19 protein-coding genes are annotated in these 18,025 nt (G+C 71.9%); 10 read left to right on the top strand and 9 right to left on the bottom strand.

Features of this window, described 5'->3' with window-relative positions:
- Positions 1–99: 99 nt before the first annotated feature.
- The 4 genes from ppk2 to D6B71_RS22580 form a co-directional block, all read right to left on the bottom strand.
- Complete coding sequence (gene ppk2, locus D6B71_RS02720) at positions 100–924, bottom strand: polyphosphate kinase 2 (RefSeq protein ID WP_121251687.1); 825 nt, start codon at positions 922–924, stop codon at positions 100–102.
- Positions 921–2,951: a dehydrogenase gene (locus tag D6B71_RS02715; RefSeq protein WP_121251685.1), complete on the bottom strand. Its 2,031-nt coding sequence runs from the start codon at positions 2,949–2,951 to the stop codon at positions 921–923. Before D6B71_RS02715 ends, ppk2 begins: the two co-directional genes overlap by 4 nt.
- Before the next feature lie 37 nt (positions 2,952–2,988).
- Positions 2,989–4,065 carry an SDR family oxidoreductase gene (locus D6B71_RS02710; protein ID WP_206051512.1) on the bottom strand — a complete coding sequence of 359 codons (1,077 nt, stop codon included), beginning with the start codon at positions 4,063–4,065 and terminating at the stop codon, positions 2,989–2,991.
- Positions 4,066–4,165: 100 nt separating this feature from the next.
- Complete coding sequence (locus D6B71_RS22580) at positions 4,166–4,336, bottom strand: hypothetical protein (protein ID WP_164519508.1); 171 nt, start codon at positions 4,334–4,336, stop codon at positions 4,166–4,168.
- A gap of 253 nt (positions 4,337–4,589) precedes the next feature.
- Between D6B71_RS22580 and D6B71_RS02705 the strand changes: the two genes are divergently transcribed.
- On the top strand, positions 4,590–6,455 hold the full coding sequence (locus D6B71_RS02705; RefSeq protein ID WP_121251681.1) for a bifunctional metallophosphatase/5'-nucleotidase: 1,866 nt from the start codon (positions 4,590–4,592) through the stop codon (positions 6,453–6,455).
- A 70-nt stretch (positions 6,456–6,525) separates the two neighbouring features.
- On the opposite strand, the gene D6B71_RS02700 is transcribed toward D6B71_RS02705, so the two are convergent.
- Positions 6,526–7,296: an LppM family (lipo)protein gene (locus tag D6B71_RS02700; RefSeq protein ID WP_121251679.1), complete on the bottom strand. Its 771-nt coding sequence runs from the start codon at positions 7,294–7,296 to the stop codon at positions 6,526–6,528.
- Between the two features lie 193 nt (positions 7,297–7,489).
- The gene (locus D6B71_RS02695; protein WP_121251677.1) at positions 7,490–7,720 is read right to left on the bottom strand and encodes a hypothetical protein; all 231 of its coding nucleotides are present in this window, start codon (positions 7,718–7,720) and stop codon (positions 7,490–7,492) included.
- A gap of 153 nt (positions 7,721–7,873) precedes the next feature.
- Between D6B71_RS02695 and D6B71_RS02690 the strand changes: the two genes are divergently transcribed.
- Positions 7,874–8,659, top strand: coding sequence for a spermidine synthase (locus D6B71_RS02690; protein ID WP_121251676.1), 786 nt, complete (start codon positions 7,874–7,876; stop codon positions 8,657–8,659).
- 2 nt (positions 8,660–8,661) lie between these two features.
- Here D6B71_RS02690 and D6B71_RS22575 read toward each other — a convergent pair whose 3' ends face one another.
- From D6B71_RS22575 to D6B71_RS02680, 3 genes are all read right to left on the bottom strand, one after another.
- Complete coding sequence (locus tag D6B71_RS22575) at positions 8,662–8,811, bottom strand: hypothetical protein (RefSeq protein ID WP_164519507.1); 150 nt, start codon at positions 8,809–8,811, stop codon at positions 8,662–8,664.
- Positions 8,812–8,974: 163 nt separating this feature from the next.
- Complete coding sequence (locus D6B71_RS02685; protein ID WP_240641031.1) at positions 8,975–10,234, bottom strand: DUF1501 domain-containing protein; 1,260 nt, start codon at positions 10,232–10,234, stop codon at positions 8,975–8,977.
- Between the two features lie 5 nt (positions 10,235–10,239).
- Complete coding sequence (locus D6B71_RS02680) at positions 10,240–11,706, bottom strand: DUF1800 domain-containing protein (protein WP_121251672.1); 1,467 nt, start codon at positions 11,704–11,706, stop codon at positions 10,240–10,242.
- 204 nt (positions 11,707–11,910) lie between these two features.
- Here D6B71_RS02680 and D6B71_RS02675 point away from each other — a divergent pair, with 204 nt between their 5' ends.
- The 8 genes from D6B71_RS02675 to D6B71_RS02640 all read left to right on the top strand — a co-directional run bounded on the left by D6B71_RS02675 (position 11,911) and on the right by D6B71_RS02640 (position 18,025).
- Positions 11,911–13,254: a hemolysin family protein gene (locus tag D6B71_RS02675; RefSeq protein ID WP_121251670.1), complete on the top strand. Its 1,344-nt coding sequence runs from the start codon at positions 11,911–11,913 to the stop codon at positions 13,252–13,254.
- Positions 13,251–14,300, top strand: coding sequence for a hemolysin family protein (locus D6B71_RS02670; protein WP_121251669.1), 1,050 nt, complete (start codon positions 13,251–13,253; stop codon positions 14,298–14,300). The genes D6B71_RS02675 and D6B71_RS02670 overlap by 4 nt, the downstream gene beginning before the upstream one ends.
- 37 nt (positions 14,301–14,337) lie before the next feature.
- Positions 14,338–14,940, top strand: coding sequence for a cardiolipin synthase ClsA (gene clsA / locus D6B71_RS02665; protein WP_121251920.1), 603 nt, complete (start codon positions 14,338–14,340; stop codon positions 14,938–14,940).
- Positions 14,933–15,838 (top strand): DUF881 domain-containing protein, encoded by a 906-nt coding sequence (locus tag D6B71_RS02660; RefSeq protein ID WP_164519506.1) that lies wholly within the window; start codon positions 14,933–14,935, stop codon positions 15,836–15,838. Before clsA ends, D6B71_RS02660 begins: the two co-directional genes overlap by 8 nt.
- Positions 15,835–16,167, top strand: a complete 333-nt coding sequence (locus D6B71_RS02655) for a small basic family protein (RefSeq protein ID WP_121251665.1) — start codon at positions 15,835–15,837, stop codon at positions 16,165–16,167. Before D6B71_RS02660 ends, D6B71_RS02655 begins: the two co-directional genes overlap by 4 nt.
- Complete coding sequence (locus D6B71_RS02650) at positions 16,160–16,918, top strand: DUF881 domain-containing protein (RefSeq protein ID WP_121251663.1); 759 nt, start codon at positions 16,160–16,162, stop codon at positions 16,916–16,918. Before D6B71_RS02655 ends, D6B71_RS02650 begins: the two co-directional genes overlap by 8 nt.
- Positions 16,919–16,977: 59 nt before the next feature.
- A complete protein-coding gene (gene gcvH / locus D6B71_RS02645; RefSeq protein ID WP_121251661.1) occupies positions 16,978–17,364 on the top strand; it encodes a glycine cleavage system protein GcvH in 387 nt (128 codons plus the stop codon).
- A 145-nt stretch (positions 17,365–17,509) separates the two neighbouring features.
- Positions 17,510–18,025 carry an FHA domain-containing protein gene (locus D6B71_RS02640; RefSeq protein WP_121251659.1) on the top strand — a complete coding sequence of 172 codons (516 nt, stop codon included), beginning with the start codon at positions 17,510–17,512 and terminating at the stop codon, positions 18,023–18,025.

Here is an 18,025-nt window from a genome sequence, read left to right as displayed (position 1 = left end):
CAGGGGGATGACGTAGGGACCTTGTTCCCCCAAGGGCAGGGCGCAGGGCAGTGCTGCTCCGGGCAGGTGGCGCGTGATCGGCGCGAGCTCCGCCGGTGGCTACTCGACGGCGACGAGGCCGGCGCAGTGGTCGGGCACGTACGTCGCGTGGTCGCGCGGCGGCCGCTCGTAGCCGGTGGGCTTCGGCCGCGCCGGGAGCTCGAGGATCTTCGGCGGGACGTCGCCGTAGGGGATCGTCGAGAGCAGGTGCGCCATCATGTTCAGCCGGGCGTTGCGCTTGACGTCGCCCTCGACGACGAACCACGGGGCCTCGGGGATGTCGGTGTGCACCATCATCTCGTCCTTGGCCCGGGAGTAGTCCTCCCACCGGGAGATGGACTCCAGGTCCATCGTGGAGAGCTTCCACTGGCGCATGGGGTCCTGCAGCCGGGACTTGAACCGCCGCTGCTGCTCCTTGTCGCTGACCGAGAACCAGTACTTGCGCAGCAGCACGCCGTCCTCGACCAGCATCCGTTCGAAGATCGGGCACTGGTGCAGGAAGCGCCGGTGCTCGGTCGGCGTGCAGAAGCCCATCACCTTCTCGACGCCGGCGCGGTTGTACCAGGAGCGGTCGAACAGCACCATCTCGCCGCCTGCCGGGAGCCGGCTGACGTAGCGCTGGAAGTACCACTCGGTGCGCTCGCGCTCGGTGGGTGCGGGCAGCGCCTCGATCCGGGCGACCCGGGGGCTGAGGTACTGGGTGATCCGCTTGATCGCGCCGCCCTTGCCGGCGGCGTCGCGTCCCTCGAAGACCACGACGATGCGCTGCCGTTCGGCCTTGACCCACTCCTGGACCTTCACGAACTCGGCCTGCAGGCGGCGCAGCTCGGCCTCGTAGACGGAGGTGGGCAGCTTGCGGGTCGACGGCGACGCGGCCTCGGTCATGGCACGAGGGTAGGCCGCTCACCGCGTCGTTCGAGGGCGAGCTCGCGGATCCGGGCGATGTCGTCGGCGGTGAACACGCCGTTGACGCCGGAGATGGTGGCCAGCCGCATCCCGTGCTTGAGACCGAGCCGGTAGATCTCCTTGACCTTCTCCCACTCGATGTTGCGGCCCACCGTGAACGTCTCGTAGCGGCCTTCGAGGGCCAGCACCACGGTCTCGGCCAGGCAGGCGTAGACGACGCCCGGGGGGAGTCCGATGTCGCGCATGTGGACGTCGCCGGGAAGCTCGATCTCACCCGACTCGACGACCAGCACGTCGGGCCGCTTCGCGACGTCCTCGGCGGAGAGGTCGAGCGGGCGCGCCACGTCGGTGATCACGCAGCCCGGCTTCACCGCCATGATGTCGAGGACCCGCTTGCCCGCTCCCGAGGTCGCGGTCACGATCACGTCCATCTCGGGGAGGTGCTCGTCGGGCGTGGCCGCGACGTGGACCGTGGCCCGGGGAGACTCGAGCTCGATCTCGTGCTTGAGGGCCAGCAGCTTGGCGGTCTCCGGCGAGACCAGCCACAGCTCGTCGCTGGCCAGCGCCAGCAGCCGGGCGCAGACCGAGCCGATCGCACCGGTCGCCCCGACCACCATCGCGTTCCCGCGGATCCGTCCCTGCTCGTCGACCTCGGCCAGGCCGAGCTGCTCGACCGCCTCGTGGGCGGCCCACAGCGCGCCGGACGCGCTGTAGCTGTTGCCGGTGGTGATCGGCAGCGACGCCTTCTTCGACACGGTGAGACCGGCGTCGCCGACCACCTTGGTGAAGGCGCCGAGGCCCATCACCTGCGCACCCAGCTTGCGGGCGATGTCGGCGGCCGCGAGCAGCTTGGCGTAGGTGAACTCCGGGTCGTGCGCCATCAGCTCCTTGGGCGTGCCCCCGACACTGATCAGCCAGCCCTCCGCCTCCGCACCGGTGGGGGAGACGATGCCGGTGACGTGGCTGTAGGTGAACGGCGGGGAGTAGGCGACGGCCTTCTCGACCAGGTCCAGCACCGGCGACGGGGCGACCTTCATGATCGTGCCCAGTGGCTCGACGTTGCTGAAGAAGCTGCGCGAGAGCGGGTGGATGACGAACGCGAACCGGCTCTTGCGGCGAGGACCGTTGGGATGCAGCAGCCTCGGGGCGAGCCCGGCGGACTCGATCATCTCGAGCAGGTCGTCGCTGGTGAGCGGACCGTTGCCCGCGACCGCGGCGTGCATCATCGCCTCGAGGGTGGCGGCCGAGACGGTGACGGGGAACGGCTGTGGCGTGGTGTCGACGACCAGGTCGACCCCGCGGGAGGCCAGGTCGGCCAGCTCGCTGTCGGTGATCGCCGAGGTGATCAGCGTCTTGCCGGCGAGGTCGCCCAGGTCGAAGCCGTCGAGCTCCGCGTAGCTGGCCAGCACCACGTCGCAGTCGCGGGCGGCGCGGCGGGCCAACGCGGCGCTCAGCTCCACACCCGGTGCCTGCACCCGCTCCAGGATCGCGTCGGGCACCAGCCGGCCCGGCCACATCGCGGCCTGCGCCGCCAGCCCCAGGACCGGCGTGGAGAACAGGCGGCCGGGGAGGTCCAGCCGGCGGGCCGGGTCGGCGTACTCGATGTTCTCGGTGGACTCGCGCAGCACCCGGACTGCGCGATCGTGCTCGGCGCCGCCCAGGACGACCGTGCGCGCGTTGTCGAAGTAGCCCGGCATCTCGGTGCGCACATGGCGGATCGCCCACTCCTGGAGCACGTCGTGCAGGGCCCGGCCGTGGGTGAGCGGAGTCGAGCCGGCCGCGGCGCGCAGCTTCTCCAGTGCCCGGCGCACACCGCCGCCCAGCCCGCTCACGGCGATCGTGTCGGCCTCGTCGGCCCACGTCTCGACCAGGTCCAGCGCCGTGCGGAGGTCCCCGTCGGCGCTGACCTTGACCAGCCGGAACTCCCGTCCCAGGAAGCCGACCCGCTCGTCGTGCTCGGGCGCGGACCCCGAGAGGTCGACCTCGACTACGAGGACTGGTGACATGGCGGCTCCCTGATTGGTGCGGCGGTGGGTGCGGTCCTCAGACCATGGCTTTCGCGTCGACCTCGGGGTGCGAGGTCATGAAGTCGAGGAGCGGGCCGGCGTAGTCGGCGAACGACGGGCAGACCAGGCCGGTGCCCTCGAGGTCGGTGCTGGTGTTCGTCGTCGAGTACGACGTGGGGGAGGCGAAGTAGTCCAGTGCCTCGGCCGGCAGTCCCAGAGCGCGCTCCATCAGCGGGACGTGGCCGACGAGGAGCCGGGTCGGCCAGAGCGGCAGCGGCAACCACACGACCCGCCTGCCCAGGTGGGCGGCGAAGGTCTCGACGAGCTCGCGAGCGGTCGGAGGCTGGGGGTCGGTCAGGGCGTAGGTGCGGCCGAGCGAGCGGTCCAGCACCGAGAGCCGGTCCATCGCGTCGATGACGAAGTCGCGGGGCACCAGGCACACCCGGACCGTGTCGAGGTCCCCCACAGCCGGAACCACGGCGACCGGGAGCTGGCGGCGCAGGAAGGTGGCCAGGAAGTAGGGCCCGTCGTACTTCTGGGTCTCGCCCGTGGTCGAGTCGCCGACCACGATGCCGGGACGGTAGATGGTCGCCGGCAGCCCTCGCTCCATGGCCTCGCGCACCAGCACCTCGGCCGCGTGCTTGGTGGACTCGTAGTGGTTGCGGAAGGCCTGGCCGGCCTCGAGCACGTCCTCGGCGAACTCGCCGTTGTAGCGTCCGCTCACGTAGCAGGTGCTGACGTAGTGGAGCCGGCGAAGCTCGGGATGGGAGGCGCAGAAGTCCAGGACGTGCTGGGTGCCCTCGACGTTGACCCGGTGGGCGATCGGCTGCGGCGTGGCCAGGTCGTAGACCGCCGCTAGGTGCCACACCTCCTCGACCTCGGCCACCGTGTCGGTGTCCGCCTGTTCGATGCCGAGGCCCGGCGCGGTGATGTCACCGACCACGAGCCGCACCCGGTCGCGCAGCACGGGGTGCTCGTCGGTGAGCTGCCGCAGACGCTCCCTGGCGGTGTCGAGGTAGCGGTCCTGCACCAGGCAGGTCGCGGTGGCTCCGGCGCGGCGCTCCAGGAGGCGCGGGAGCAGGGCGGAGCCGAGGAAGCCGGGAAAGCCGGTCATGAGGAGGACCACGGTCTCAACCTAGGAGCGGGGGGCGGCCCCCGCACGGGGCCAAGTGCTCGGGGCCCCGGGCCCTACGGCCCCCTTCGTTCCGGCGCCATCACTGCGGCGGTGACGCGTGCCCGCCGCCGGCGCCGCGATCCGCCCGGCGCTCGTGCGCGAGCAGGCGCAGGATCCGCGCGGCGGCCAGGTCGGCGTCGACCGGGTCACACAGCGGGCCGGTTCCCGGTGGCGGGTCCCCGTCGGGGTGCACGTGCAGGGTGCCGGTCATCCGTGACCACCTTCTCGCAGGTTCTGCGCCGGCCGGTGCGGATCTCGCTCCGTCGGGCCCGATCCCCAGGCACCCGTCCGTGGGCGCCGCCGCTCTTACCCCTTCCATCGGTCGATGCGGGCCGGCCTTGAGCCGGGTGGGTCGGGTCGGGCCGCTCTCCACCCGGGTGGGGGGTTCCGGGCGGATGATCCCCGCGATCGCACGGGCAGCCACTAGGTTCAAGCCCGGCCCACCCCTCCCACCAGGAGTTCCTATGCATCTCGACCCCCGGCGGGTCAGCGCGCTCTCCGTAGCCGCCCTGACCTCGCTCGTCCTGGGCGCCACCGCCCTGGGCAGTTCGATGGCCGCCACCGCGGACCCCGCCCCGGAGCCCGGCAAGCGCGTCTACGAGCGCCTGACCGACGCCGCCAAGCCGAAGGACTACATCAAGCTCGACCTGCTCGCGCTCAACGACTTCCACGGCCAGCTGGAGGCGCTCCCCGCCACCAGCTCCAGCGGCAGGGTGAACACCACGCCGGCGGGAGGTGCGGCCTTCCTCGCCCGGCTGCTCAAGGACGAGCGCGCGGCCTCCCGCGCGGCTGGCGCCCGCCCGATCACGGTCGCCGCCGGCGACCTGATCGGCGCGACGCCGCTGCTCTCGGCCGCCTTCCACGACGAGCCGACCATCGAGGCGATGAACCAGCTCGGCCTGCAGGTCGCCTCGGTCGGCAACCACGAGTTCGACGAGGGCTGGCGAGAGCTCAAGCGGATGCAGAAGGGCGGCTGCCTCGACGACGGCGACGGCAAGGACGGCCAGGACTCCTGCCCCGGCGGCAAGGACTTCGCCGGCGCCGACTTCACCTATCTCGGCGCGAACGCGAAGTGGGAGGACACCGCGGGCAAGAAGCGCGAGTCGGTCTTCCCGGCCACCAAGATCATGAAGGTGCGCGGCGTCAAGGTCGGCTTCATCGGCATGACGCTCGAGAACACCGGCGGCATCGTCTCGCAGGCCGGCATCGAGGGCATCGAGTTCACCGACGAGATCGAGACCGCCAACGCACTCGTGCCCAAGCTGCGCAAGCGCGGCGTGAAGTCGATCGTCGTGCTGATGCACGAGGGCGCGTCCCCGGCCACGCCCCCGGCCAGCTACGCCTACAACGACTGCCCGGACGTCACCGGCCCGGCCATGGACATCGCTCGAGGACTCTCGCCGGCCATCGACGCGGTCGTCTCCGGCCACACCCACCAGCCCTACAACTGCGTGGTCGCCGATCCCAAGGGCCAGCCGCGCCTGCTGACCAGCGCGTTCTCGGTCGGCCGGATGGTGACCAAGCTGCACCTGCTGATCGACCCGAAGACCCGCGACATCGTGCGCCCGGCCGCCTACGCGCGCAACCTCATCGTCGAGAACGGCGAGTCGGTCGCGCCCGTGCCGAGCGTTCTCGGCCTGATCGCGCGCTACCAGACGCTGATCGAGCCGATCGCCAACCAGGTGCTCGGCCACATCGAGCCGGGCGACAGCGTCGTGCGGACACCGGACACCGACGGTGGCGACTCGCCGCTCGGCAACCTGATCGCCGACGGCATGCGGGCCGACCCCTCGGTGGTCGACGCTGAGGGCGACGCCCCGGCGGTCGCCCTGATGAACCCCGGCGGCATCCGCGCCGACCTGGTCGAGAACGAGGCCGGTGAGGTCACCTACGGTGCCGCGTTCACCGTCCAGCCGTTCAACAACTACGTGGTCTCCATGGACCTCACCGGAGCGCAGCTCAAGACGGTTCTCAACCAGCAGTGGAACGGCACGAACGAGGGTGGCAGCAAGGTTCTCCAGGTCTCCGGGCTGAACTACACCTGGGACAGGTCGCTGGCGGCCGAGGCGGACGCCGACGCCCTGGTCGGCGACGTGCTGGTCGACCACGACGGTGACGCGGCGACCGCGATGGTGCCGCTGGAGGACGAGACGACCTACCGGGTGGTCACGAACAGCTACCTCTCCGAGGGCAACGACGGCTTCCCCGAGTTCGTGAGCGGCCGGGCCAAGCTGATCGGGGGCCTGGACGTCGACTCGTTGCGCCTGTTCCTCGAAGGCAACGACCCGGTGGCTGCGAGCCCGACCGACCGGATCTCCTCGGTCGACTGACCCACGCGGACCGCACAGCGCTCGGCCCCCGATCCGACGGATCGGGGGCCGAGCGCTGATGTGGGACCGGTCAGGTGAGGGGCTGGGACGGCGGTGCCGTCGTGCCGGGAGCCGGGGGACCGGCCGGCGGCGGACCCGAGGGCCCGGGCGGGCTCGGCGGCGTGGACCGCCGGCGCAGGAGCACCACGACCAGGACCGCGACCGCCGCGAGCAGGACCAGCCCGCCGACGACCAGACCGACCACCAGGCCACTGCCACCCGAGCCGCCGCCCTCGGCCTCGGCCACCGCGGTGAGCTCGGTGGACTCGCCGGGCTCCGGGGTCCAGGTGACGGTGTTGCCGTCCACCTCGCCGTTGGACTCGGTGACCTCGCCCGGGAAGCTCAACCGCACCCGGATCTCGGCGTCGGCCATCATGTCGGCGGCGCCGAACATCTCCGCCTCCTCCTCGGACATGTCCATGTCGAAGACGCCCGAGACCCGGAAGACATCGCCGTCGCGTTCGATGCTGAGCTGGCCGCTCTCGTCCTCGGACGTGGTCTGGGCGAACTCGTCGAGGGAGACGTCGTCGAAGGTGATCCGCTGGCCGACGAAACCGTCCTCCTCGTAGTCCTCGGCGGAGGCGCCCTCGGGCAGGTCCCCCGTGTCGAACATCTCGGACATGTCCATCTCGCCCTCGCCCATGGCGCCGAACATGTCCATGACGGACTTCTCCATGGCGACGACCATGGTGCCGCCGACCGTGTCGTCCTCGTGGACCTCCATGTCCATGTCGAGCTTGAAGCAGCCGCTCAGGACGAACAGGAGGACGCCGACGAGGCCGACCCAGGTGAGCCTCCGCATGGTGAGGATCTCCTTCCGCGTGGGGGTGATCCTTCAGTCTCCCGCTGCGGAGGCGCTCCCGTGGCCATTTGTCCAACCCCGCCGCCCGTCCGACACCGCGACGGCGACTTCGGTCCGGTCCCGGTCGAGGGGAGAGTGATCCTCGAGCGGCGCCACGCTGCGTAAGGGGCACCGTTCGAGGATCACCCTCGGTTCAGAGGCTCGCGATGATCCGCGCCGCGCGACGCCGGGCCCGCGCCGGCAGGCGTAGGGTCAGTCGCTCGTGACTGCGGTGGAACCGGGCGAGCTCGGCCGGTGTCGGAGCGCGGTGGAAGAGCAGTTCGAAACGCTCGCGCTCGGCGTCCGCAGGGCCGGGGGAGTCGTCCTGCGGAGACTCGAGGGTGGAGTCTGGTGAGTCGTGGAGGGGAAAGCTGGAGATGCTCATCAAGCACGTCCCAGGGGTCCGTGGCCGCCGCTGGATCAGCGACCGACGACGCGAGAGTAGGCAGGTGCTCGATCAAGAAGCCTCACCCTTTCGGGTGGATTATGTGACACTCCGCACATATTCAACCTCCTCCTCGAGCCCGGCAGCTGCCCGATGACGGGCCGGATCGAACTGGTGCCCGGCGGCCGGCCCGAGGCCTGGCTGCTCCGCCTCGACGGCATGGACCAGTCCTTCGTGGACCTGGCCGACCCCTCCCGTCTGGAGTTCGACTACGTCCGTCGACTGGGCGACGCCGTGGATGCCTGGCCCACCGCCGGCCCGGTCCGCATCGTGCACGTCGGCGGCGCCGGTCTGTCGCTGGCCCGCTACGTCGCGGCCACCCGACCCGGCTCACGGCAGGTGGTCCTCGAGCCGGACGAGGAGGTGACCGAGCTGGTGCGCCGAGACCTTCCGCTTCCGCGACGCAGCGGCATCAAGATCCGCCCGGTCGACGGGCGGACCGGACTCGCCCAGCTGCGCGACGATGGGGCCGACCTCATCGTGCTGGACGCCTACGCCGACGCCCGGGTGCCCGGCGAGCTGGTCACCGCAGAGGCCGCCGCGGAGGCGGCCAGGGTGTTGTCACCCTCGGGTTGGCTGCTGGCGAACCTGACCGACCGAGCGCCCTTCCCGTGGGTACGCCGCGTGGTCGCCGCCGTGCGGACCGCGCTGCCGTCGCTGATGGTCAGCGCCGAGCCGGCGACCCTGCGGGCGAGGCGACCCGGCAACCTGCTGGTGGTGGCCGGCCGCGGGGAGGTGCCCGTCGCGGCGCTGCGCTCGACGGCGAGGGCCGGTGCGGCGCCGTACCGTGTGCTGGACCGACGCCAGGTCGACGACCGGCTCGGCGGCGGCCGGCCGTTCCGCGACGCCGACCAGGAGTCGTCGCCGCGGTTCGGCTGAGGTCAGCGCCCGGACCTGCCCGAACCGCCACCCCGGCGGTTCTTGACCTTGTCGACCGCCGACTTGATCCTGGCCTGGTTCTCGGGCTTGCGGGCCTCGGTGTAGACCTTCTTGGCCACGCCGAGGGCGGCCGCGCTGCGCAGGAGCTTCATGCTCCGAGGAGTACCCGCGGCTGGGGCGTGCCACACCTGTGCCGGCGCCGCGGTGCCGATGGCTCCGACGCGGGCAGCATCCCCCAAGGATGCTGCCGGCGCGCCGCTGCGGAGCCACCGGCACCCGACGGTGTGCTACCCGGCCGCCCGGCCGGGCAAACGGTCAGCCGCCCATCGCGCCGACGGGCTCGGGGGTGAAGCCGGGGAAGACCGCGGCGGTCGACGCGCCGAACCGGCTGCTCACCACCTCGGCGAGGACGCTCCGGTAGTCGGTGGTGACCCTCAGGTCGGCGTCGTCGTCGTCGCTCAGCCCGGGCCAGCGCCCGTGGTAGCGGCCGCCCCGGACCCCGGCCCCCGCCAGCAGCATCACGTTGCCGTGGCCGTGGTCGAGGCCATGGTTGGCGTTCTCGCGCACCCGGCGGCCGAACTCGCTGAGCGCGACGAGGGTGACCCGGTCGCCGACGGAGCCCAGGTCGTCGAAGAAGGTGGCCACCGACCCGGCGAGGTCGGTGGCGTTGCTGCGCATCCGGCCCCAGGAGAGCGTGCCGAGGTCGGAGTGCATGTCCCAGTCGCCTTGGTCGACGGTGACCACCTGCACGCCCACGTCGCCCTTGAGGATGCGGGCGGCCTCCGCCATCGCCCGCCCCAGATCGGTGTCGGGGTAGTCGGCCTTCCGGCTCGGCACCGACTGGGCGGGGGCGAAGGACGAGACCGCGTCGAACGCCGACCGCATGCCGGTGGCGAGCGAGGAGGTGTCGTCGTCCCAGAGCGTGTGCAGCGAGGTCACCCGGCTCCTGCTGGTGTCGCTCTGGTCGTCTCCTGGGATGGTCACCGAGTCGACGCGGCCCGCGGCCATGACCGGCTCCGGGCCGTAGAGGGAGGCCGGCACCACGCCCGCGCCGAGGTGGAAGCCGTGCAGCGGATGGCGGGCCGGGTCGGTGCCGAGCAGCCGGTTGAGCCAACCCCGACGCACCGCCGACCCGGGGTCGGCGTCCTCGATCTCCTCCATGGCGGCGAAGTGCGAGCGGTTGGGCGCGGGGAGCCCGGTCGCGTGCACGGCCGCCAGCCGGCCGGCGTTCCACAGCGGCAGCAGCGGTGCCAGGCTCGGGTGCAGGCCGAACATCGCGTCCCTGGCCAACAGACTCTCGACTGGTACGGCGATCCGCGGCCGCGCCGCGTAGTAGACCGGGTCGGCGTGCGGGACCACCAGCGAGAGGCCGTCGGCGGCCCCACGAAGCGACAGGACCACGAGCATGCTGCGGGCCGGCGCGGGCGCGGCGGCTGCCGGTGAGGCGGTGACGACCGCGGAGCCGAGCACGGTGGTGGTGCCGGCGAGGGCGAGCGCTCCGCGCAGCAGTCCGCGGCGCGAGATCGCGGCGTACTCGTCGCAGCAGCGAGCGGTGGGGGGCGTGTCGGCATTCATGGCGGTCACCGGGTCAGGTGGGCAGGGGAGTCGAGGAAGGTGGTGAGCAGGTTGGGGAACTGCCAGCGCATCACCGCGTGGTCGGCGGTGATCCGGGTGTCGGGCGAGACGCCCACCGCCTGGCAGCAGGCCCGGAGCAGGGTGTCCGTGGAGGGGCGCCCGAGCAGCTGCCGGGAGAGGTGCTCGACCAGTGCCGAGAACCGAAGGGCCCGGCGCGGCAGCCACTGCTCGGGCGTGCGGTAGGTGATGCCGGCGGTCGGCCACCAGCGCCCGCTCAGGGACAGGTGGAGGTCCAGCGAACCGATCAGCCGGGAGGGGGAGGACCACGACTCGTTGTCGATGGGCTGGCCGTCCGGACGCGGCCACTCGAAGGGAGCGACCCCGAGGTCGCCGACCGACCAGAGCATCTGGGTGGCGGCGTACCGGTCCCCGGCCGGACCCTCCGGCGGGGCCTGGACGCGAGCCCGCAGCACCCGGTAGCTGGCCACGAGGTCCTCGCCGGGGTCGCGGACCTTCAGGCCGGCGGAGGCACGGAACTCGGATGAGTCGACCAGCGCCCGCAGCACCGGGCGGATCTCGGTCTCGGAGGCCAGGTAGACCTCGGCCAGGTGGTCGACCAGCTCCGCGGACGGGTCGTCGCGCACGAACTTCACCGCGAGCCGCCGGGCGACCCGGCGCGCGGTGGCCGGGTGCCGGGCGAGATAGCCGAGGAAGCGGTGGACCACCGCACGGCCGTCGGCCTCCGCGTTCGGATCGGTGAACCCCATCACCTGCACCGGCCCGCGCCAGTGCCGGCGCGGCTGGTAGGAGGCGGCCCAGGTGTGCCAGAGGTCGACGGTGTAGCCGGTGAGGATGCGGGCCGCTGCCTTCACGTCGTCCTCGTCGAACTCGCCCCGCCCCACGGTGTGCAGCTCGAGGAGCTCGCGGCCGAGATTCTCGTTGGGGTGCCGGGCGGTCGAGACGGCGCCGTCCAGGAAGATCAGCATCGCCGGGTGGATGACCGCTGCGCGCAGCAGGTCCTCGAACCGGCCCAGGGCGTGTCGGCGCACGGTCAGGCCGTAGTCGACGCGGTGGGTGAACACCCCGTCGGCGTGCACGGGCACGTTGAGGTGGTTCTCCCAGAGCTCGGCGACGACCTCGTGCAGCTGGCGCTGCGAGACGATCCGGCGCATCAGCACCCAGCGCTGGTAGTCCGACATCACCTCCCAGCCGCCCTCGACCTCCTCGACCTGCCGCCGCCACAGCTCCTGCGGCCCGCGCGCGAGCCCGGACCACCAGCCGAAGAGGGCGTCGCCTCGCGGATCGCCGATCTGTTCCGGCTGGAGCTGCCACTCGAACCATCCCCGGGCGCCGCCACGGCGGCGGACCTGGGCGGCGAGGCCCGGCGTGAGGCCGTAGGAGAACCGGCGGACCAGGTGCCCGTCGGCAGCCGGCAGCGGACGCGAGGTGCGCGTCGGCACGGGCTTCGGCATCGTCTGCTCCCGAGAGGCGGAGGGTGGACCCCTCCCATCGGGGCGCAGGCAGCCGACCTTAGTGGAGTCGCACCGCCGCCCGTGTGGTATCGGTGCCGCGGGGTCGGTAGGCTGGGCGACTCCCCGGCCCTGAAAGCAAAGGACCCTGAGCTCCTCGATGGACGGCTCTCAAAGTAGCCGGCTCTCCCGCACCCGGGAGAGCCGATGACGATCTCTCTTCTGCTGCTCGCCCTGGCGCTGCTGCTGATCGCCCTCTGCGGCGTCTTCGTGGCCGCCGAGTTCTCCTTCGTCACCGTCGACCGCAACAAGGTCGAGCAGGCCGTCGCCGCGGGTGATGCCCAGGCGGCCGGAGTGCAGCAGGCGCTCCGCACCCTGTCCACGCAGCTCTCGGGCGCCCAGGTGGGCATCACCGTGACCAACCTCGCCGTCGGCTTCCTGGCCGAGCCGGCGATCGCCGGTCTCATCGACCGGCCGCTGCTCTCGGCGGGTGTCTCGGAGAGCGCCGTCAGCCCGATCGCGGTGACGGTCGGCCTGGTGCTCGGGACCGTGATGACGATGCTCTTCGGAGAGCTGGTGCCCAAGAACCTCGCGATCGCGCTCCCGCTGGAGACCGCCCGCGCCACCCAGCGGCCGATGCGCCTCTTCACGGCCGTGATGCGGGGCCCGATCCGGGTGCTCAACGGCTCGGCGAACGCACTGGTGCGACGGCTGGGCGTGGAGCCGCAGGAGGAGCTGCGCTCGGCCCGCAGCTCCCAGGAGCTGGCGTCGTTGATCCAGCACTCCGCGGACGAGGGCACCCTCGACGCCGACACGGCCGAGCTGATGGAGCGCTCGGTGGAGTTCGGCTCCCGCACCGCCGGCGAGATCATGACCCCGCGGGTGCGCACCCACTCGGTGGAGAGCACCGACCGCGCCAGCACGGTCATCGAGCTGACCCGGCGCACCGGGCACTCCCGGTTCCCGGTGCTCGACGAGGACGAGGTCGTGATCGGCACGGTGCATGTGAAGAACGCGGTGGCGCTCCCGCTGCACGAGCGGACCACGACCAGGGTCAAGCACCTGATGGCCAAGCCGATCGTGGTTCCCGACTCGCTGCGGCTGGACCCGTTGCTCGCGCTGCTGCGCAACGAGAGCTTCCAGATGGCGGTGGTGCTCGACGAGTACGGCGGGCACGCGGGTATCGTCACGCTCGAGGACGTCATCGAGGAGATCGTCGGCGACATCGCCGACGAGCACGACCGGCTCGGCAGCCGGGCCCGGCAGCAGCGCGACGGGTCGTGGTCGCTGTCCGGCCTGTTGCGCCCCGACGAGGTCGAGGACCTCACCGGGGTGACGCTGCCGCACCACGAGGACTACGACACGATCGCCGGGCTGGTGCTGAGGGTGCTGGGCCGGCTGCCACAGTCCGGCGACCTCGCCGAGGTCCCGGTACCCGACCTCTCCGACCCCGACGAGCCGCGTGAGCGGCTGGCGGTGCTGCGGGTGGAGCGGATGGACGGCCGTCGCATCGACCGCCTCACCCTGCGACTGCTGGAGGGCGAGCGATGAGCGACCTGACCGCCGTCCTGCTCGCGGTGGCGCTGCTGGCGTTCAACGCCTTCTTCGTCGGAGCCGAGTTCGCGCTGGTCTCCGCGCGCCGGAGCCAGATCGAGCCCCGCGCCCTCGAGGGCTCCCGGCTGGCCAAGACCACCCTGCGGGGCATGGAGAACGTGTCGCTGATGATGGCCGGCGCCCAACTCGGCATCACCATCTGCTCGCTGGGCCTGGGTGCGGTCGGCGAGCCGGCGGTGGCCCACCTCATCGAACCGCTGTTCCACGCCGCGCACGTGCCCGACTCGCTTCTCCACCCGCTGTCGTTCGTGATCGCGCTCGGTCTGGTCACCGCGCTCCACGTCGTGCTGGGCGAGATGGTGCCCAAGAACATCGCCATCGCCGGCCCCGACAAGGCAGCGCTGGTGCTCGGCCCGCCGTTGCTGGGCGTCGTGACCGTGCTCAAGCCGGTGATCGTCTCGCTCAACGCGGTCGCCAACGGCACCCTGCGGCTGCTCCACATCGAGCCCAGGGACGAGGTCTCGGCGGCCTACACCCGCGAGGAGGTCGCTGCGCTCGTGGAGGAGTCTCGCGGCGAGGGTCTGCTCCAGGACGACGAGTACGACCGCCTCGCCGGTGCGCTCGGATTCACCGAGAAGACCGTGCGTGCGGTGTTGATGCCGCTGGAGACCCTGACGACGGTGCGCCGAGGCTCCACCGGCGCCGACATCGAGGGACTGTGCGCGACGACGGGCTTCAGCCGGTTCCCCGTCCGCGGCGACGACGGCGGTCTCTCCGGCTACCTGCACATCAAGGACGTGCTGGAGTCCGACGAGGAGCGCCGGGACCGGCCGGTCGAGGACAAGTGGGTGCGGCCGTTCGCGAACGTCGCGGCCGACGACCAGCTGCACGATGCCCTGGAGACGCTGCAGCGACGGGGCGCCCATATGGCTCGGGTCGTCGACGGCGCCGGCGTCACCATCGGCGTGGCCACCCTCGAGGACGTCATCGAGGAGCTGGTCGGAGAGATCCGCGACGCCGCGCACCTGGAGGAGAGTGCCTGACCCTCCGGTCGATAGGGTGTCAGGCGTGGCGGACAGCATGGCGGGGGGAGGCGAGCGGACCTCCCGGGTCTGGACGCTGCCGAACCTCCTGAGCATGCTGCGGCTCGCGGGCGTTCCCGTGTTCTTGTGGCTGGTGCTCGGCCCGGAGGCCGACTGGTGGGCGCTCGGACTGCTGGTGCTCTCCGGGGTGACCGACTTCCTCGACGGCTTCCTGGCCCGCCGGCTCGGCCAGACCTCGGTCCTGGGGCAGGTGCTCGACCCGGTCGCCGACCGGCTCTACATCCTTGCCGTCGTGGTCGGGCTGGCGATGCGCGACATCATCCCGTGGTGGCTCGCGGTGCTGCTCCCGCTGCGCGACGTCCTGCTGTGGGGGCTGGTCCCGCTGCTGCGCACCCGCGGCTACAGCGCCCTGCCGGTGCACTTCCTCGGCAAGGCGGCCACCTTCAACCTCCTCTACGCCTTCCCGCTGCTGCTGCTGGGCGACGGCGACGGCACGGTCGCCGCGCTCGCGCAGGTCTTCGGGTGGTCCTTCGCGTTCTGGGGCGTCGGCCTCTACTGGTGGGCCGGCGTGCTCTATGCCTGGCAGGTGCGCAAGCTGCTCGCCACCACCGAGCCGCAGGCGGTGGCCCGGCATGGCTGAGACCGAGCAGGCGCCGAGGGTGCTGCCCGACCGGGTGACCACGCCGCTGCTGACGCTGATCACCCAGCAGTCGCTTGACGAGGACTACCGCCACGTCGCCGCGCGGAGGGCCGCGGGCCGGGCCCCCGGGACACCGCCGGCCGGGCCGCCGAGGCGGGGCCCCGGGCGGCACCTGATGACCGGTGCGGCCGTGGCGCTGTTCGGCCTGATGGTGGCGTTGGCCGCCGTGCAGACCTCGCGCAACGCGGACGTCGACGCCGCAAGCCACCGCACGCTGGTCACCCGGATCGAGACCGAGCGTGAGGCGCTCGCGACACAGCAGGACCGGGTGGCCGACCTGCGGGAGGGCAACGCCGAGCTCCAGCAGCAGTTGACCCGGCTGATCTCGGCCGAGCAGGGAGCGGTCAGCCGGCTGCGCCGGCTGCAGGTGCGCACGGGCTTCGTGGCGACCACCGGCGAGGGGATCGTGGTGACCGTCGACGACCCGGCCAGCGGCGACCCCGACCTGGCGGTGCGCGCGGAGAACCTGAACTGGCTGCTCGACGGCCTGTGGCTCGCCGGGGCCGAGGCGATCGCGGTCAACGACGAGCGGGTGACCGCGCGCAGCGCCGTCACCCCGTCGGGCACCGCCATCGGTCTCAACACCGACCCGCTGACCCCGCCGTACGTCGTGCGCGCCATCGGCAACCGCGACACTCTCCAGGCCCGGCTGCTCGAGACCGGGCCGGGAGCGCTGTTCTTCGACGCGGCGGCCACCTTCGGATTCCGCACCGGCATGCAGAATGTGGAGTCGCAGACACTTCCAGCAGCACCCACCGCTCAGCTGCAGCTCTCCGCCACCGAGCAGGGGCCTGCGGTCGACGGTGGGCGTGGACCCCAGGAGGACGAGCCGTCATGATCGCCGCACTCGGGCTGGTCGTGGGCATCGTCCTCGGCCTGGTCTTCCAGCCGGACGTGCCGGCATCGATGGAGTACTACCTCCCGATCGCGGTGGTCGCGGCGCTCGACGCGGTCTTCGGGGCGCTGCGTGCCTACCTCGACGGCATCTTCGACGACAAGGTCTTCGTCGTCTCCTTCCTCAGCAACGTCTTCATCGCCGCCGCCATCGTCTACCTCGGCGACCAGCTCGGCGTCGGCGGCCAGCTCTCGACGGGCGTGATCGTGGTCCTCGGCATCCGGATCTTCTCCAACGCCGCGGCGATCCGAAGGCACCTGTTCCATGCCTGAGCAGCCCGAGCGCCGCCCCGTCGAGCCACCCGGAACCACCGGTCGGGACCGCATGGTCCGGGCCCTGCTGCGGCCGTCCCGGAGCCAGGTCGTGGTGGCGGTGCTGCTGGCCCTGCTCGGGTTCGCCGCGGTCACCCAGGCGCGCTCCACCGACGTGAACAACTCCTACGCCGGCTTCCGGGAGCAGGACCTCATCGACGTCCTCGAGGGCCTCGCCGGTGCGCGCCAGCGTGCCCAGGCCGAGATCGTGCGGCTCGACGAGACCCGCGACGAGCTGCTCTCCGACACCGACGCGCACCGCGCCGCGCTGTCCCAGGCCCAGAGCGAGGCCGAGGCCTTGGCGATCCTCGCCGGAACCGTGCCCGTCACCGGGCCGGGGATCCGGGTGACCATCACCGAGACCGTCACCCCCGTCGACCTGCTCACCGTGCTCGACATGGTCCAGGAGCTCCGCTCGGCGGGCGCGGAGGCGATCCAGTTCAACGGCCAGGTGCGGGTGGTGGCCGACACCGGGTTCGAGGACGGGCCGGGCGGCCTGTTCGTCGGCGGCGAGCTGCTGAGCCCGCCGTACGTCGTCGACGTGATCGGCGACCCGCACCGCCTGGAGGGCGGGATCATGTTCCCCGACGGTGCGGTGCGCGGCTTCGAGGAGGACGGCGCGACCGTGACCGTCCAGCCGCTGGAGTCGCTCGACATCGAGAGCGTCGTCGAGGCCGAGGCCCCCGAGTTCGCCGAGCCGGACATCTCCTGACCCCCGGTCCGGTGGCCGTCCAGTAGCCTGCCCGCAGACCCGACCCGGAGGAGACCCCGTTGTACCCCGACGACCTGCTGTACACCGCCGAGCACGAGTGGCTGCGCACCCCCGGAGAGCACGAGGGCTCGGTCCGCGTCGGCATCACCCACTACGCCCAGGACGCGCTCGGCGACATCGTCTACGCGTCCCTGCCCGAGGTGGGCGAGGTGCTCGAAGGCGGCACACCCTGCGGTGAGCTCGAGTCGACCAAGTCGGTCAGCGACGTCTATGCGCCGGTCTCCGGCGAGGTCGTGGCCCGCAACGAGGCGCTCGACGCCACCCCCGAGCTGGTCAACAGCGATCCCTACGGTGGTGGCTGGCTCTTCGAGGTCGTGCCGGCCGAGCGCGCGCAGCTCGACGAGCTGCTCGACGCCTCGGCGTACGTCGCCACCCTCGAGGCCTGACCGGACGACCCGGCCGGACAGCCGGCCGGGATGCTGCCGGATCCGGGGTTGAGGAAACCGGGCAGGCTGGTAGGTTCGGGACAACCGTCAACCTCAAGTCTGCCTTGAGGGTTCGTGGCGCCGAGCCGACCCGGAGGGAAGACCGATGCCGTTCTGCACAGCGTGTGGCAAGCAGAACCCCGACGACGCGCGCTTCTGCGCGCAGTGCGGCAACCGCCTGGTCGCCGCCGACGCGCCCGGGGGCGGTGACGGAGACCAGGCCACCGCCACGATCACGATCGGCCTGGGTGACAAGGTCGAGACCTCGGACCGTCAGCTCAACGCCGTCGACGCGGCGGCGGTCGACGCCCTGCCGAGCGGACACGCCCTGCTGGTGGTCCAGCGCGGCCCCGGCTCCGGCAGCCGGTTCCTGCTCGACTCCGATGTGGTCAACGCCGGGCGCCACCCCGACAGCGACATCTTCCTCGACGACGTCACGGTCTCGCGACGCCACGCGGTCTTCAACCGTGACGGCGAGGGCTTCACCGTCAGCGATGTCGGCTCGCTGAACGGCACCTACGTCAACCGCGACCGCATCGACAAGGTGCAGCTCAAGGACGGGGACGAGGTCCAGATCGGCAAGTACCGCCTGGTCTTCTTCGCCGGTCACGGGGACGCCTGA

Source organism: Nocardioides ferulae (assembly GCF_003660455.1).
GTDB lineage: Bacteria > Actinomycetota > Actinomycetes > Propionibacteriales > Nocardioidaceae > Nocardioides > Nocardioides ferulae.
This window is presented reverse-complemented; position numbering and strand designations above follow the sequence as displayed.